At 30.7% G+C, this 15,187-nt stretch carries 12 protein-coding genes; 11 read left to right on the top strand and 1 reads right to left on the bottom strand.

Annotated elements, in window-relative coordinates:
* Positions 1 to 141 precede the first annotated feature (141 nt).
* From SHI72_RS22270 to SHI72_RS22300, 7 genes are all read left to right on the top strand, one after another.
* Positions 142 to 2,169, top strand: coding sequence for a hypothetical protein (locus SHI72_RS22270; RefSeq protein ID WP_323491430.1), 2,028 nt, complete (start codon positions 142 to 144; stop codon positions 2,167 to 2,169).
* A 65-nt stretch (positions 2,170 to 2,234) separates the two neighbouring features.
* Positions 2,235 to 3,068, top strand: a complete 834-nt coding sequence (locus SHI72_RS22275; protein ID WP_323491431.1) for a DUF4846 domain-containing protein — start codon at positions 2,235 to 2,237, stop codon at positions 3,066 to 3,068.
* Complete coding sequence (locus SHI72_RS22280; protein ID WP_323491432.1) at positions 3,069 to 3,815, top strand: M15 family metallopeptidase; 747 nt, start codon at positions 3,069 to 3,071, stop codon at positions 3,813 to 3,815.
* A gap of 71 nt (positions 3,816 to 3,886) precedes the next feature.
* Entirely contained in the window at positions 3,887 to 4,627 is a 741-nt protein-coding gene (locus tag SHI72_RS22285; RefSeq protein WP_323491433.1) for an SH3 domain-containing protein, read from the top strand.
* An 8-nt stretch (positions 4,628 to 4,635) separates the two neighbouring features.
* Positions 4,636 to 5,532 carry a LysR family transcriptional regulator gene (locus SHI72_RS22290; protein WP_323491434.1) on the top strand — a complete coding sequence of 299 codons (897 nt, stop codon included), beginning with the start codon at positions 4,636 to 4,638 and terminating at the stop codon, positions 5,530 to 5,532.
* Between the two features lie 75 nt (positions 5,533 to 5,607).
* Positions 5,608 to 6,573, top strand: coding sequence for a YeiH family protein (locus SHI72_RS22295; protein WP_323491435.1), 966 nt, complete (start codon positions 5,608 to 5,610; stop codon positions 6,571 to 6,573).
* A 202-nt stretch (positions 6,574 to 6,775) separates the two neighbouring features.
* Entirely contained in the window at positions 6,776 to 7,774 is a 999-nt protein-coding gene (locus SHI72_RS22300; RefSeq protein ID WP_323491436.1) for a zinc dependent phospholipase C family protein, read from the top strand.
* A gap of 242 nt (positions 7,775 to 8,016) precedes the next feature.
* On the opposite strand, the gene SHI72_RS22305 is transcribed toward SHI72_RS22300, so the two are convergent.
* Positions 8,017 to 10,110, bottom strand: coding sequence for an LTA synthase family protein (locus tag SHI72_RS22305; protein ID WP_323491437.1), 2,094 nt, complete (start codon positions 10,108 to 10,110; stop codon positions 8,017 to 8,019).
* Between the two features lie 288 nt (positions 10,111 to 10,398).
* On the opposite strand from SHI72_RS22305, the gene SHI72_RS22310 reads away from it, so the two are divergent.
* From SHI72_RS22310 to hisD, 4 genes are all read left to right on the top strand, one after another.
* Positions 10,399 to 11,061, top strand: coding sequence for a response regulator transcription factor (locus tag SHI72_RS22310; protein WP_323491438.1), 663 nt, complete (start codon positions 10,399 to 10,401; stop codon positions 11,059 to 11,061).
* A 3-nt stretch (positions 11,062 to 11,064) separates the two neighbouring features.
* Positions 11,065 to 12,459, top strand: a complete 1,395-nt coding sequence (locus tag SHI72_RS22315; RefSeq protein ID WP_323491439.1) for a HAMP domain-containing sensor histidine kinase — start codon at positions 11,065 to 11,067, stop codon at positions 12,457 to 12,459.
* Between the two features lie 337 nt (positions 12,460 to 12,796).
* On the top strand, positions 12,797 to 13,654 hold the full coding sequence (gene hisG, locus SHI72_RS22320; protein ID WP_323491440.1) for an ATP phosphoribosyltransferase: 858 nt from the start codon (positions 12,797 to 12,799) through the stop codon (positions 13,652 to 13,654).
* Between the two features lie 109 nt (positions 13,655 to 13,763).
* Complete coding sequence (hisD, locus tag SHI72_RS22325; RefSeq protein WP_323491441.1) at positions 13,764 to 15,056, top strand: histidinol dehydrogenase; 1,293 nt, start codon at positions 13,764 to 13,766, stop codon at positions 15,054 to 15,056.
* Positions 15,057 to 15,187 lie beyond the last annotated feature (131 nt).

A 15,187-nucleotide genomic window follows, 5' to 3' on the forward strand; every position in this document is an offset into this window, starting at 1 on the left:
TGAGTAACAAAGGTTCAAAGGTTTTAGTTGTAAAGATTTAGGTTACTATTGCTCAATAATTTAAAGATTTGAGTAATAACGACTGATTTTGTTTTTTCAATCATTAAATCTTTCAATCATTAAATCTTTTAATAAAAAATTATGACTACAAACACGATTCTATTATTAGTACTTTCATTAGTAATCGCAGGAGGTTTGTCGTTTTTTCAATATTATTATAAAGCCAAAAGCAAATCAAAACTGAATTTGTTTTTGGCTTTTTTACGTTTTCTATCCATTTTTGGAATATTGGTTTTATTGATAAATCCGATAATTACAAAGAACTCGTTAGAAATCATTAAAACTCCATTACCAATTGTAGTGGATAATTCAAGTTCGATAACAGCTTTAAATTCTAAAGAAAAAGTTCTTGAATTATATAAAAAATTAACGTCGAATAAAGATTTACAAGATAAGTACGAAATTCAATCGTATCAATTTGATGCTGACTTTAAACAATCAGAAGAATTTGATTTTAAAGGAACTCAGACTAATCTAGACGAAATTGCTAAGAATTTAAAAAGCATCAATAAGAATGTGGTTTTTCCAACTGTAGTTATTACCGACGGAAACCAGACTACAGGAAATGATTATGTATATCGATTTGATCCAAACAATAAAGTATATCCTGTAATTGTAGGAGATACAACAACTTTTTTGGATTTAAAGGTTAATCAGCTCAACGTAAACAAATACGCATTCTATAAAAATAAATTCCCAGTTGAAGTATTCTTGCAATATTCGGGAACAAAAAATATAAATTCTGATTTATCGATTTCTCAGGGAGGTACAGTTTTAGCCAAAGAGAGGATTTCTTTTTCGCCATCTAAAAAAACTGCTACTTTAAATATATTATTACCTGCAGATAAAGTAGGCGTACAAATTTTTAAAGCAACTATTTCGTCAAGCGAAAAAGAAAAAAACTCCTATAACAATATTAAGAATTTTGCTGTAGAAATTATAGATCAAAAAACAACTGTGGCGATTGTTTCGGCAATAAATCATCCAGATATTGCGGCTTTAAAACGTTCGATAGAATCTAATGCACAACGTAAAGTGGTTTTGGTTAAGCCAAATGAAATCAAATCATTACAAGATTATAATATTTTAATTTTGTATCAACCAACAGCTGCATTCAAATCTGTTTTTGATACCAATAAAGCGGCAGGAATTAATACCTTTATTATAACAGGAAACAATACCGACTTTAATTTTCTGAATCAGCAACAAACAGCTTTCTCATTTAGAATGAGCAGTCAGAAAGAAGATTATTTGGCCGAATTTAATTCGCAATTTAATCTGTTTGCAGCCGAAGAAATTGGATTTGAGAATTTTCCGCCTTTGCAAAATTCATTCGGAACAATTACTACTAATGGAAATGTTTCGGTATTACTTTCGTCAAAAATCAGAAATGTAGCTACCAATGCTCCATTATTGGCATTTACCGAAAATCAAGGAAAAAGAAATGCTTATTTATTAGGAGAGAATACCTGGAAATGGCGCATGCAAAGTCATATCGATAATCAGTCGTTTGCCAAATATGATATTTTTATTGATAAAATCATACAATATTTAGCATCTAATAATACTAAAAAATCATTAGTTGTAAATCACGAAAGCTTTTATAACTCGGGTGATGCGCTAGAAATCAACGCTCAGTATTTTAATAAAAATTATGAATTTGATGAGAAAGCCAATCTTACCATTTCTGTAACTAATACAGAAACCAAGCAAACTAAAAATTACGATTTATTAAAAGGAAATAATTCTTACTCAGTAAACTTAGATGGACTTCCTGCTGGGAAATATTCTTTCTCTGTTAAAGAATTAAATTCAAAGACCACATATTCAAGTCGTTTTGAGATATTAGATTTTGATATCGAAAAACAATTTGTAAATCCAGATGTTCTGAAATTGCAGCAATTGGCATTGCAAACCAATGGAAAAGCTTTTTTTCAAGACCAATCGGATGCATTAATAAAAACACTTTTAGAAAATCCTGAATACAAAGCAATCCAAAAAAATGTGAGTACCAAAACTCCTTTAATTGACTGGGTTTGGTTGTTGGTTTTAATTGCTGCGGCCTTGGCCTCTGAATGGTTTATCAGAAAATATAACGGAATGTTGTGATGAAATATAATCGAATTCCTTCTAGCTTTTTGTAATCTTATGGTTATGAATTAAAAGTCTAAATTATGAAAGTTAAATTTTTGTTTGTTGTAGCAATTTTGATGGTAATTTTTTGTTTTTTTTCATTTTCGAAGACAAATAATACTATTAAAAGTAATCTTTTGGGAAACACGATTCAGCTGCGTTTTCAACTACCTCAGGGATTTGTACGAGAAGAGGAATCTAAAACTTCGTTTGGATTTTTTTTGCGAAATCTTCCATTAAAGCCTTCAGGTTCAAATGTTTTGTATTTTGATGGAAATGTAAAATCAAATCGAAATGTTTATGAAGCGGTTGTGGATTTGCCCATTGGAAAACAGGATTTGCATCAATGTGCTGATGCCGTGATGCGTTTGCGAGCGGATTATTTTTATAGCCAAAAACAGTACGATAAAATACATTTTAATTTCACAAATGGTTTTCGAGTTGATTTTAGTAAATGGGCTGCAGGTTACAGAATTGCAGTTAAAGGAAACAAAACCAGTTGGGTTAAAACTGCAAAACCATCTGACAGTTATCAAACCTATTGGAAATACTTAGAGACGGTTTTTATGTATGCAGGAACAGCTTCGTTAGAAAAAGAACTGAAATCAATTAATGCTTCAGACATAAAAATTGGAGATGTTTTTATAAAAGGTGGCTTTCCAGGTCACGCTGTTATTGTGGTTGATGTGGCTGTGAATCCTAAAAACAATCAAAAAATTATGCTTTTAGCACAAAGCTATATGCCTGCACAGGAAATTCAAATATTGAAAAATCCAAATAATAGTTCATTGAGTCCTTGGTATGCTGTCGATTTTGGAACCTCTCTGAAAACACCTGAATGGACTTTTAGTTCCTCACAATTAAAACGTTTTTAAATGAAACGATTCCTTTTTTTAGTCCTTATATTCCAAAATGTTTTTTCTCAGGAAATCCCATTGAATGTTCAAAAATTAATTAAAGCATACCCAAATCAAGTTGTTGGTTATAAAGATAATAAAGTTATTTTTAGTGATAAATCATATTTGATTTATGATGATTTTAAAAATAAAACGAATCAAGAATTGTTGGAAAATCCAGATATTGAGGATCAATTTAAGTTTGTTTATAATAAAGCAAATAAGAATTTAATTCCAAAGGATGATGCAGGAAGAATTCGAAATGAAGCTTTTTTTAAGAAAATTTATGGAAACTCAAAATCAGAAGTTGAATCAAAAATGACTGAAGTTATTTGGTGTCCAAAATTAGTCAATCAAAAAATAAAAGTAACAACCGTAAATGGAATCGATAAAATAGTAAAAAAACTTTCGGCAGAATTAGATGATAATCCAGAATTTAAAAAATATATTAATGTTATTGGTGGTACATTTAATTGGAGAAAAATTTCAGGAACAAACCGATTGAGTATGCATAGTTATGGAATGACTATAGATATTAATGTCAAAAATTCCAATTATTGGCAATGGGATTGTAAATGTAAAAATGAAGAAGCTGCTCTTTTGTATAGAAATCAAATTCCTCTGAAGCTAGTTTCGATTTTTGAAAAATACGGCTTTATTTGGGGAGGTAATTGGAAACATTATGACACAATGCATTTTGAGTATCGACCTGAACTTTTTTTATAATTTTTTAAATTATTTTATTACAAATGAATGTAGTCAAATAAATTCCAAAAAGAAGATTTAGCAGACATAATATGAAAATTATAAAATTACTATTAATTTTAAACCTCTTTTTTATAAGTTCAATTACAAAAGCACAACTTGCAATTGTATATGATAAAGATGGTTATGTAAATGTTAGAGAGAAACCTGGTCTTAAATCAAAAATAACTGGAAAAATTATTGAAGGACAAGTTTTTTGTATTAACACATTTGATGATGAAAGGAATAATCCCGAATGGTTAAAAATTTGGTATCCGATAAATCCTGATTCAAAGATTAAAGATTTTACCAAATTCAGAGACATAAAAGAGGATGGATACATTCATAAAAGTAGAGTTTTTTATCTAGAAAATTTAAAAGAGATATCTTTTAAAAATGAGAGTTCTAAAAAAATTAGTGTAAAGAATGATACTTTACAAATTTACATTGAGTCAAAACCATTTGAAAAAGAAAAACATCAGATTATTAAAGACAATGATGGAGGACTTATTATCGATAAAGATGCATTTTATTGGGGATTTCTTGGTCAAATCCCAAGAAACGAATTAAAAGCAATAAAAGTTGTAACAAATAATAGTAGTTATAGTTTTCCTAAAGAGGCAATTTCTGGCTTGTATGAACTAAATTTAGAATTTACAAAATTATATATCGGAAATAAAAACGAAATCTATATTAATCTTTCAGGAGCAGACGGTTCAGATTCTTATGAAGTTGTTTGGTGTTTAAAGAATAATAAAATTTATTCGATGACTATAATGCAAATAATACCTTAAATAAAAATATGGATTTTAGGCTAAAAGTATTTTCTGCTGTTGCAAATAGGTTGAGTTTTACTAAAGCTGCTGCCGAATTGTATATTACACAACCTGCTGTTTCTAAGCATATTCAGGAATTAGAAGAAACTTATAAAACCAAGCTTTTTGAACGAAATGGTTCCAAGATAACTTTGACTAAAGCTGGAAAAATTCTTTTAAAACATACCAAAGACATCTTCGAAATTTATCGGGAAATCGATTTTGATATGAGTACGTTTATCAACGAACGTCAAGGATTATTGCGATTGGGGGCAAGTACAACCATTTCTCAATACATTATTCCGCCTTTATTGGCACGCTTTCATCAGAAATTGCAAGACATAAAAGTCAATTTATTAAACGGAAATACAGAGCAAATTGAGAGCGCTTTAATCAATAAAGAGATAGAAATAGGAATTGTTGAAGGACAATCCAGAAATCAATCTATTAAATATACTGAGTTTCTAAAAGATGAATTGGTTTTGGTTTGTAGCAGTAAAAATCCTTTGGTTAATAAAAAAGAGATTCTATTGGCTGATTTACAAAATTTACGTTTTATAACTCGCGAGAGAGGTTCTGGAACACTTGAAGTTATTGAATATGCGTTAAAACAATTCAATATCAAGTTATTAGAATTACAAATCGAAATGCAATTAGGAAGTACTGAAAGTATTAAATCCTATCTTTTAAATTCTGAATGTGTTGCTTTTATGTCAATACATGCTGTAGATAAAGAATTAAAAAACAATGAATTAGTTGTTTTGGATATAGAAAAACTAACCATCGAAAGATTCTTTTACATTATAACACTTCACGGAAAATCAGATGCTCTTACAGAGTTGTTTATAAAAAACATGTCTAGTTACTATAACTTGAAGTTATAGACGATTGCATTTTACGATTGGTAAATGTTGTAATAAGTGCAGACCTTTGTACTGTAATTATTAAATACATTTACCTTGAAAACAAAACAACAAACAGCGAGTCATTTATTTGAAATTAGTACAATTTCAAAACAAATCATTTTTGTTTTTCTAATTTTACTTTGTCTAACTTCAATTATATCTCCACCAATCGCCTTATTATTAGGTTTATTGGTGGCCAATTTATCTGGGAACCCATTTTTAGATTACAGTCATAAAGCAATTACTATTTTACTACAATTCTCCGTTGTAGGATTAGGATTCGGGATGAATGCAACTAGTGCATTATCAGCCGGAAAAGAAGGATTAGTTCTTACTATTGCATCAATTTTTAGTACAATTATTCTAGGGACTTTTTTAGGAAAATGGTTTGGAATCGATAAGAAAACATCTCACTTAATCTCTTGTGGAACTGCTATTTGTGGCGGGAGTGCTATTGCAGCAATTGCTCCGGTAATAAAATCTGACGAGAAACAAACATCGGTAGCCTTAGGAGTTATTTTTATATTAAACTCTATTGCTTTGTTCTTATTTCCATATATAGGACATGAATTAAACCTGTCACAAAGAGAATTTGGTTTGTGGTGTGCCGTAGCTATTCACGATACAAGCTCGGTAGTAGGAGCAGCCAATAGATTTGGTGCAGAAGCTTTACAAATTGCAACAACAGTAAAACTAGCGCGTGCTTTATGGATTATCCCCATTGCGCTTATTACAACGGTGCTTTTTAAAAATAAACAAACAAGAATTAAAATCCCATACTTTATCGGGTTGTTTATCCTGGCGATGTTACTAAATACTTATGTACCACAAACGGCTATTATAGCCCCTTCAATGGTTGTTCTTGCTAAAATAGGACTAACTGTTACTTTATTCTTAATTGGGGCAGGATTAAACCTAAGCGTACTAAAAACAGTAGGAGTGAAGCCTTTGCTACAAGGAGTTTTACTTTGGGTGTTTATTGCAACAGTTGCACTAATAGCAATTATACATTTTTCTTAATAATGGCAATCAAGAGTTTTGATTCACAATACGAACCTAGTAGTTTTAAAAATCTGTTAAGTTAAATTATTAAACTTCAACATCATTTTGACCTTTTTGATACTATCAAAGAGGTTATTTTTTTTAATTAACATAATCTTTAGCAATATCCTTTTGAATTCTGCTTAAATAAAATACTTTTGCACCCCTAATAAATATAAAAATGAAAAACTTTAAAATGAAACCAAGACTAATTGCATTATTTGCATTAGCAATTGGTTTTTTGACATTATCCTGGGGTATTGTTGGTCACGAGCGTATTAATAAAGCCGCTGTTATGGCTTTGCCAAATCAACTTCAGGTTTTCTTTTACAATCACATCGATTTTATTACACAAGAAGCTTCTGTACCAGATATTCGTAAATATGCCTTGAATTATAAAGATGAAAATCCGAGACACTATTTTGATATGGAAAATTTTGGTTCTGCAGACAGCTTACCAAAAACTTTAGAAGAAGCAAAGAAAAAATATGATGATAAATTCCTGAACGTAAACGGGATTTTACCTTGGTATATCGAAGAAATGATGGTTAAATTAACCAAAGCTTTTAAAGATAAAAATCGTGCTGAAATCTTATTTCTTGCTGCCGATTTAGGTCATTATATTGGTGATGCACACATGCCATTACATACTTCTGCAAATCATGACGGACAATTAACTGACCAAAAAGGAATTCACTCACTTTGGGAAAGCAGATTACCTGAATTATTTGCTAAAAATTACAAGTTAAATGTTCCACAGGCGGTGTATTATGAAGATGTTCATAAAGCAACTTGGGATATGATTAATGATACACATAGTTTAGTTCAGCCGTTATTAGACGTTGATAAAAAACTAAGAACAGCAACTCCAGAAAATCAGGTTTTTAAAATTGATGCTGATGGAAAAGTAGTGAAAAGCAAATACAATTCGGCTGTTTTCTCTGATGATTATGCTAAGAAATTACATAAAGAGTTAAACGGAATGGTTGAAAGTCAGATGAGAAAAGCTATTACTGCAACTGCAAGTTTTTGGTACACTGCGTGGGTAAATGCAGGAAAACCTGATTTAAGTGGTTTAGATGCACCAGCGGTTACACAAAGAAATTATCAAGCTTTAAGAGATGATTTAAAATTGTTTCAACAAGGAGATTTATTCGGAATGAAAAACCAAAATGACTAGTTACTTTTAAGGTTCAAAGGTTCTGAGGTACTAAGATGCAAAGGTTTAAGGTTGCAACGAAATGGCTCCTGAAAATTTAACCGCAAAGTTCGCTAAGTTGAAAACAATAAAAAAGGCTCAAATTCTATAGAATTTGAGCCTTTTGTCTTTCTTATAATCTCAGTAGCTCAGAACCTTAGTTCCTTTTCAAACCTTTGTTCCTTTGAACCTTTCCTAAACCTCTGAACCTTTGCACCTTTTTTTTAAAACTCATATTTCTTATGCTTCAACATATCCGAAGCAGTTTGATAATACGAAATTGTCTCGTTAACCAAATCTGTTTTTTCTTTTGCTAAAGGAATTTCATCGTAGAATATCTGATATTCTGGTGCAACACCTTTCTTCGGAATTAAGTTTAGCTGAAATTGTTTTACTTTTTGCTTTGGCGAAAGTATCGTTAATACATTATCTTTTATCAATCCCATATCCTGATATGTAGCGATAAAGGCTCTAGGTTTATAATCAGGTTTCAATACATCTTCACCATAAAACTTACTTTCGTAGCTAAAATTCAGTAAACCAAATACGGTTGGCATAATATCTATTTGCGACATCAATTTATTATACTTTTGAGCAGGAACAAAACCGGGACTATAAATAAAAGCTGGGATTCTATATTTATCTAGTGGAAGTTCTGTTTTTCCAGCGCTAGACGCACAATGATCGGCTACAATTACAAACACAGTATTCTTAAACCAAGGCTGTTTACTAGCCATCTCAAAGAATCTTTTTAGGGCATAATCAGTATATTTTACACCTCCATCACGGGATTTAATATCACCCGGAATATCAATTTTACCATTAGGATATGTAAACGGACGGTGATTACTTACTGTCATGATATGATTAAAGAAAGGCTTATTTGCTTTTGCTTCAGCATTCATAACCTTTATCGCTTTATTAGACATATCTTCATCGCAAACACCCCAAACATTCGAAAATGTAATTTCTTCGGGTGTAAAACTAGATTTATCTACAATATCATATCCATTTCCTGAATAAAAATCCTGCATATTATCAAAATAAGCATCTCCACCATAAAGATATTTAGTAGTATATCCTTTTTGTTTAAAGACAAATCCTGTCGAGAACTTATTCTTATTGTCTTCTCTTTTTACAACGCTTTCTCCGGCAGTAGGAGGAATACATAATGTAACTGCTTCCAGACCGCGAACAGTTCTATTACCAACTGCATATAAATTAGTAAACTCTAAGCTTTTATTAGCCAGACTATCTAAGAATGGAGTCATATTCTCTTCGTTACCATAACGTTTCATAAACTCGGCACTATAACTTTCGATAGTTATCAAGACTACATTTTTACGATTTTCTGCAGAATCACTTTGTATCTTTCGTAAAGTACTTTCGCCAGATATAGTAGGTAACTGTTGTTTCAGAATTTTATAAGCTTCGGCATTAGGAATGGTTTTATAAAATTTAAAATAATCTAAACTACTGTTTTTGTAGGCTAAATAGAATTTGTACAATCCATTTGATTGAAGTTCATTGGAAAATACATTTTCAGAATTTTCACTAAGTGCTAGACGTGGAATTGCAAATAATGAAAAAACAAAAAGCGTAACGTATAAAGCTGATATTTTTATCTTTTCAAGAAATGAAGGAATAGCATCAATATAAATTCTTGTTTTCTTTACAATAAAATAAGTAACTGTTCCTGCAATTAAAAAAAGAGCAGAAAATAAAGGAATTACAGGATAGGATTGCATTATATTACCAATAACCTCATTAGTGTAAACCAAATAATTTACTGCAATAAAGTTATACTTTACACCAAATTCATTCCAGAAAAAATATTCACTTATTCCGTTTTGCAAGATTAAAAGAACGTACAAAAAGATCACAAAGGCAAATAACCAAAATCTAATTTTATCACGATAGTTAGGAAGAAAAAGTAATAATCCAAATAAAAATGTTTTTATACCAACAAAAATAAGTACTATTTGTGGTAAGGCTCCACCATACTCGTTAAGGATACTTTTTCCGCTTGCTATATAAAGAAAAAGAGCTATAAGTATTCCAAAAATAATGTAACCTGATGGTTTTAAATACTTAGAGTTGGAGATAAAAATAAGATACAACCATAAAAAAACACTTGCTACAACAAACACAAAAACATCAGATACTAATCCTAATCCAAATATTTTGATGGTATCAATAAAACTAAATGAAGTTTCGGTTATAGGATGAAAAAACAAAACTAATCTCAATACAAAACTTACTAGTAAATAAAATAAAGAGAGATAATAAAATGGGGCTAATTTCTTGTATAATGTCATCTAAAAAATTTTATTGCAAATTTAATTCTTTCTATTAGTCGGCTATTAGCCAAACCTTTCGCATGACTTAGCATTGCCTTAAGATTGTCTTAAGATGGTGTTTTTTATCTTTAATTTAAGGAAATATACAGCTTTTTATTTAGAATCTAATTCTTACAAAGAGATGTAAAAATAATTAGGTAGTAATAACGCTTAGTTTTTTAAGTTCAAAAACATTTATCTTTGAAACTAGTAAATAGAATTATTTAGAGAATCTTATCAATTTTAGAATATATAACAAATTAAAAAATGCATATTTTAATAGTCGAAGATGAAGCTGGTATTGTACAATTTCTTCAGCAAGGTTTAGAAGAAGAGGGATACCAAATTACTACAGCATCAGATGGATTGGCTGGTTTTGAATTAATTCAGAAACAAAAATTTGATTTAATTTTACTCGATTGGATGCTTCCCAAAATCACAGGAATAGATTTATGTAAAGCCATTAGAATAAAAGATACTACAACACCAATCATTTTTTTAACAGCAAAAGATACTATTCTTGAAACCGTTGAAGGATTAAAAGCTGGGGCAAATGATTATATAAAAAAGCCATTTAGTTTTGAAGAGTTGGTCGAACGAATTAAAATTCATTTCAGAAACCAGAAAACCCCCGAAATACTCACGCTTGGAGCAATCCAAATTAATTTGGTGCAACACACCGTTATGACAAATAACACAACTGTTTCGCTTACTCAACGTGAGTTTGAATTACTAACTTATTTGGTTAAGAATAAGGGCAAAGTGTGTACACGAAATCAGATTTTGCAGGATGTATGGCAAATAAATTTTGAATACGACACTAGCGTTATTGATGTTTTTATGAATGCTATTAGAAAAAAGCTGAATTTAAAAATCGAGGAAGATTACATAAAAACAATTCGAGGTATTGGTTACATCGCAAACGACTAAAAAATGCTACAATTTTCGTTTAAAAACAGAATCGCTTTTAATTATATAATTATTACCGCATTATTAATTTTTGTGGTCTTTTTTACTATTTATTCTATTGTAAAACAAAGTGTTTACAGCCATATAGATAATGATATCATCGTTGAAATTAAAAATCATTTAGATGAAATTAAAGTCAAAAATGGGATATTGACTTTAATAGATGTAGAAGAATGGAATGAACGCGAACATAATACTGTCGATGTAAATCCGGTTTTTGTTCAGTTCTTAGATGTAAATGGAAAAATTATAGAGAAATCTCCCAATTTAAAACTTGAAACACTAACGTTTCATAGCCAAAAAGAAAATTTTGAATTGTTTAATACCAAGTTACTTGATAATATTATCAGACAAATTCAGGTTCCTATTTATGTAAATCAAAAGAAAATAGGATATTTAATGATCGCCATGTCATTAACAGACTCTACATTGGTACTCGACAACTTATTTTATATACTGGTTGTAGCGTTTCCGCTTATTTTGATATTATTATTTTTTATAGCAAGATTTTTTGCAGGAAGAAGTATAAAACCAATTAATACTATTATCGAAACCTCGAATATTATTACCAAAGACAATTTAAGAACCAGGATTCCGCTACCAGTAAATCGAGATGAATTGCATGTATTATCAAAAACAATAAATAGCTTACTAGACAGACTTGAAAATGCTGTAGAGAGAGAGAAACAGTTTACATCTTATGCGTCTCATGAATTAAGAACACCATTAACTATTATTAAAGGAACACTTGAGGTTTTAATACGTAAACCTCGTAATAACAATGAATATGAAGAGAAAATAAATTTTTGTATTACCGAAGTTGATCGATTAAATATTCTAGTAGATCAATTGTTATTATTGGCACGATTCGAAAATCAAAAGCAAAGTTTACATATCGAAAAAGTATATTTAAATGCTTTAATTTTAGATACAATTTCGCAGTATTCAAGTAATATACAATCTAAAAATATTCATATTGTTACAGAATTTAAAAAAGATTATTGTCTGGATACCGATCGCTATTTGCTTTCGATAATTATGAATAATTTAATTTCAAATGCAATCAAATATTCTCATGAAAATGGTAAAGTCAGTATTATAGTTGCTGAAACTTCTGATGGTGTTGAATGCCAAATAATCGATTCCGGAATAGGAATTACATCGGATGATTTACAAAAAGTATTTGACCAATTTTTCCGTTCACATTCAGAGCTACATCCCGATATTAACGGAATGGGACTAGGTTTGTCTATTGTAAAAAAATTAAGTTTACTATTAGATATTACAATTTCTGTGTCCAGTAAATTAAACGAAGGAACGACATTAAAACTTGGTTTTTATAAAAATGAAATCGATTAAATCAAACTCAAATTTCATTAAATAAATAGCAATATTTCCCTGTATAAACGGGATAGAATTAGGTAATTTAACAATAAAGTCATTTTAAGTTAAATTAAAAATTGCTTTTTAATTAATTAATCTAGTATATTTGCAAACGAAACAAAGAAAAAAAACAATTCTAGTTATGTTATTAATTCAATTACATCATCATCATTTTCATTATTGCCCTCAAGCGATGTGTTAATGGTATGCGTGTAAATCATCATATTTTAAAAACCCGTTTGAGTACATCAAACGGGTTTTTTTATACCCAATTCTTTGTACTCAGACTATTAATTTAAACCAAAAAACTAAAATGAGTACTTTAAAAATTGCAATTCAAAAATCAGGTCGTTTAAACGAAGAAAGCATTCAAATCTTAAAAGATTGCGGAATTTCGATAGATAACGGAAACGACCAATTAAAAGCCGAAGCGACTAATTTCCCGTTAGAAGTTTTATTTCTAAGAAATTCAGATATTCCACAATATTTAATCGATGGAGTTGTAGACGCTGCTATTGTTGGAGATAATTTATTGGTAGAGAAAGGAAAAGGCATTCAGATTGCACAAAAATTAGGATTTTCAAAATGCAAAGTTTCTGTTGCAGTTCCTAAAGCCTTCGAATACAATTCTATAAAAGACCTTAACGGATTGCGTATTGCAACTTCATACCCTAACACCGTTACCGAATATTTTAATTCATTCGGATTATCAGTAGACATTCACCAAATATCAGGATCAGTAGAAATTGCTCCAAACATAGGTCTTGCAGATGCAATTGTAGATATTGTTTCAAGCGGAAGCACCTTGTTTAAAAATAACCTGAAAGAGGTAGAAATAATCTTAAAAAGCGAGGCAGTTCTAGCTGTTTCTCCTAAGATAAGCCCTGAGAATCAAAAACTAATTGATACCCTTAAATTCAGAATAGAATCAGTTCTTAGAGCTAGAAAATCAAGATATATATTGATGAATATTCCGAATGATAAAATCGAAGAAGTAGGTAAAATACTTCCTGTTTTACGAAGCCTTACCGTATTGCCATTAGCGCAGGAAGGATGGAGTAGTGTACACTCCGTAATCGATAAAGACACTTTTTGGGATGTAATAGATAAACTAAAAGATGTTGGCGCCGAAGGAATTTTGGTTTGTCCAATCGAAAAAATGGTTCTTTAGAGCTTCGCTCGCATTAGGCTTTAGGCAATATGCTTTTAGCCCAAAAAAATACAACACAAACTTAATAAAGCTTATGGCTTAGAGCCTAAAGCTTAAAGCATAAAAGAAAATGAACAAGATATATAACCCAACACCCGAGACTTGGTCGGAAATATTAAAAAGACCAACCAAAACCATCGATGATATCGAAACTACGGTTAAAGAAATTTTTAAAGAAGTACAAAAAAAAGGAGACGAAGCAGTTTCTAAATACACTTCGATATTTGATGGAATTGTCTTAGATAACAAAGAAGTTTCGCAAGAAGAAATAAACGAAGCAATTGCTTTGATATCTGATGAACTTAAAGAAGCTATTCAGTTAGCTAAAAGCAATATTTACAAGTTTCACTTGGTACAAAAAACCGAAAGAATCACAATCGAAACTACCGAAGGAGTAAATTGCTGGCAAGAAAAAAGACCAATTCAAAAAATTGGTTTGTACATTCCGGGAGGAACAGCGCCTTTGTTCTCAACCGTTTTAATGCTTGCAGTTCCAGCAGCAATTGCAGGTTGCAATGAAATTGTTTTGTGTTCTCCACCAGATAAAAACGGAAAAATAAATCCAGCTATATTATATGCTGCAAATTTATGCGGAGTAACTAAAATTATAAAAGTAGGAGGAATCCAAGCTATTGCCGGAATGACATTTGGTACAGAAACAATTCCTAAAGTGTATAAAATATTTGGCCCAGGAAATCAGTTTGTAACCGTAGCCAAACAACTGGCAACACAGTTTGGAGTAGCGATAGATATGCCAGCAGGTCCATCAGAATTATTGGTAGTTGCCGATGATAGCGCCGTTCCAGCCTTTGTAGCTTCTGATTTATTATCGCAAGCAGAACACGGAACGGATAGTCAGGTAATCTTAGTTTCGACTTCAAAAAATCTGATTGATGCAGTAGAAAGCGAAATTCAATCGCAAATTGCTGTTTTACCAAGAAAAGCAATAGCCGAAAAAGCAATCGCAAATTCAAAATTAATATTTGTTGAAAATAGTACTATTGCGCTTCAGTTAATTAATGAATATGGTCCAGAACATTTTATTATTTGTACTAATGATGAGGATTTTTATGTGGATGGGATTTATAATGCAGGATCAGTTTTTATAGGTAATTATACGCCAGAAAGTGCTGGAGATTATGCATCTGGAACCAATCATACTTTACCAACAAATGGATATGCCAAGAATTATAGCGGAGTGAATCTGGATAGTTTTATGAAATCGATGACTTTTCAGAAAATAACCGAAAAAGGAATCCAGAATATCGGAAAAGCGATTGAAGTTATGGCTGAAGCCGAAGGGTTACAAGCGCATAAAAATGCAGTGACTTTGCGATTGGCGAAAATAGAGGCAAGAGAATAGAGAATAGAAGCAAGAGAATAGAGTCAAGAGAATAGAGTAAAGACTATACGATAAAAAAAATAGAGTAAAAACTATATAATAGAGAGTAGATGATAGGTTAAAAAAATATAGAGTAAAGACTACATAATGAG

This window comes from Flavobacterium sp. PL02 (genome assembly GCF_035013205.1).
In the GTDB taxonomy this organism is placed as follows: domain Bacteria; phylum Bacteroidota; class Bacteroidia; order Flavobacteriales; family Flavobacteriaceae; genus Flavobacterium.

Bases quoted from the DNA above. Each gene is read 5' to 3' on its own strand.
- SHI72_RS22300 (WP_323491436.1), top strand. From the start codon at position 6,776: ATGAAAAACTTTAAAATGAAACCAAGACTAATTGCATTATTTGCATTA.
- SHI72_RS22275 (WP_323491431.1), top strand. From the start codon at position 2,235: ATGAAAGTTAAATTTTTGTTTGTTGTAGCAATTTTGATGGTAATTTTT.
- SHI72_RS22280 (WP_323491432.1), top strand. From the start codon at position 3,069: ATGAAACGATTCCTTTTTTTAGTCCTTATATTCCAAAATGTTTTTTCT.
- hisG (WP_323491440.1), top strand. From the start codon at position 12,797: ATGAGTACTTTAAAAATTGCAATTCAAAAATCAGGTCGTTTAAACGAA.
- hisD (WP_323491441.1), top strand. From the start codon at position 13,764: ATGAACAAGATATATAACCCAACACCCGAGACTTGGTCGGAAATATTA.
- SHI72_RS22315 (WP_323491439.1), top strand. From the start codon at position 11,065: ATGCTACAATTTTCGTTTAAAAACAGAATCGCTTTTAATTATATAATT.
- SHI72_RS22285 (WP_323491433.1), top strand. From the start codon at position 3,887: ATGAAAATTATAAAATTACTATTAATTTTAAACCTCTTTTTTATAAGT.
- SHI72_RS22310 (WP_323491438.1), top strand. From the start codon at position 10,399: ATGCATATTTTAATAGTCGAAGATGAAGCTGGTATTGTACAATTTCTT.
- SHI72_RS22270 (WP_323491430.1), top strand. From the start codon at position 142: ATGACTACAAACACGATTCTATTATTAGTACTTTCATTAGTAATCGCA.
- SHI72_RS22290 (WP_323491434.1), top strand. From the start codon at position 4,636: ATGGATTTTAGGCTAAAAGTATTTTCTGCTGTTGCAAATAGGTTGAGT.
- SHI72_RS22305 (WP_323491437.1), bottom strand. From the start codon at position 10,110: ATGACATTATACAAGAAATTAGCCCCATTTTATTATCTCTCTTTATTT.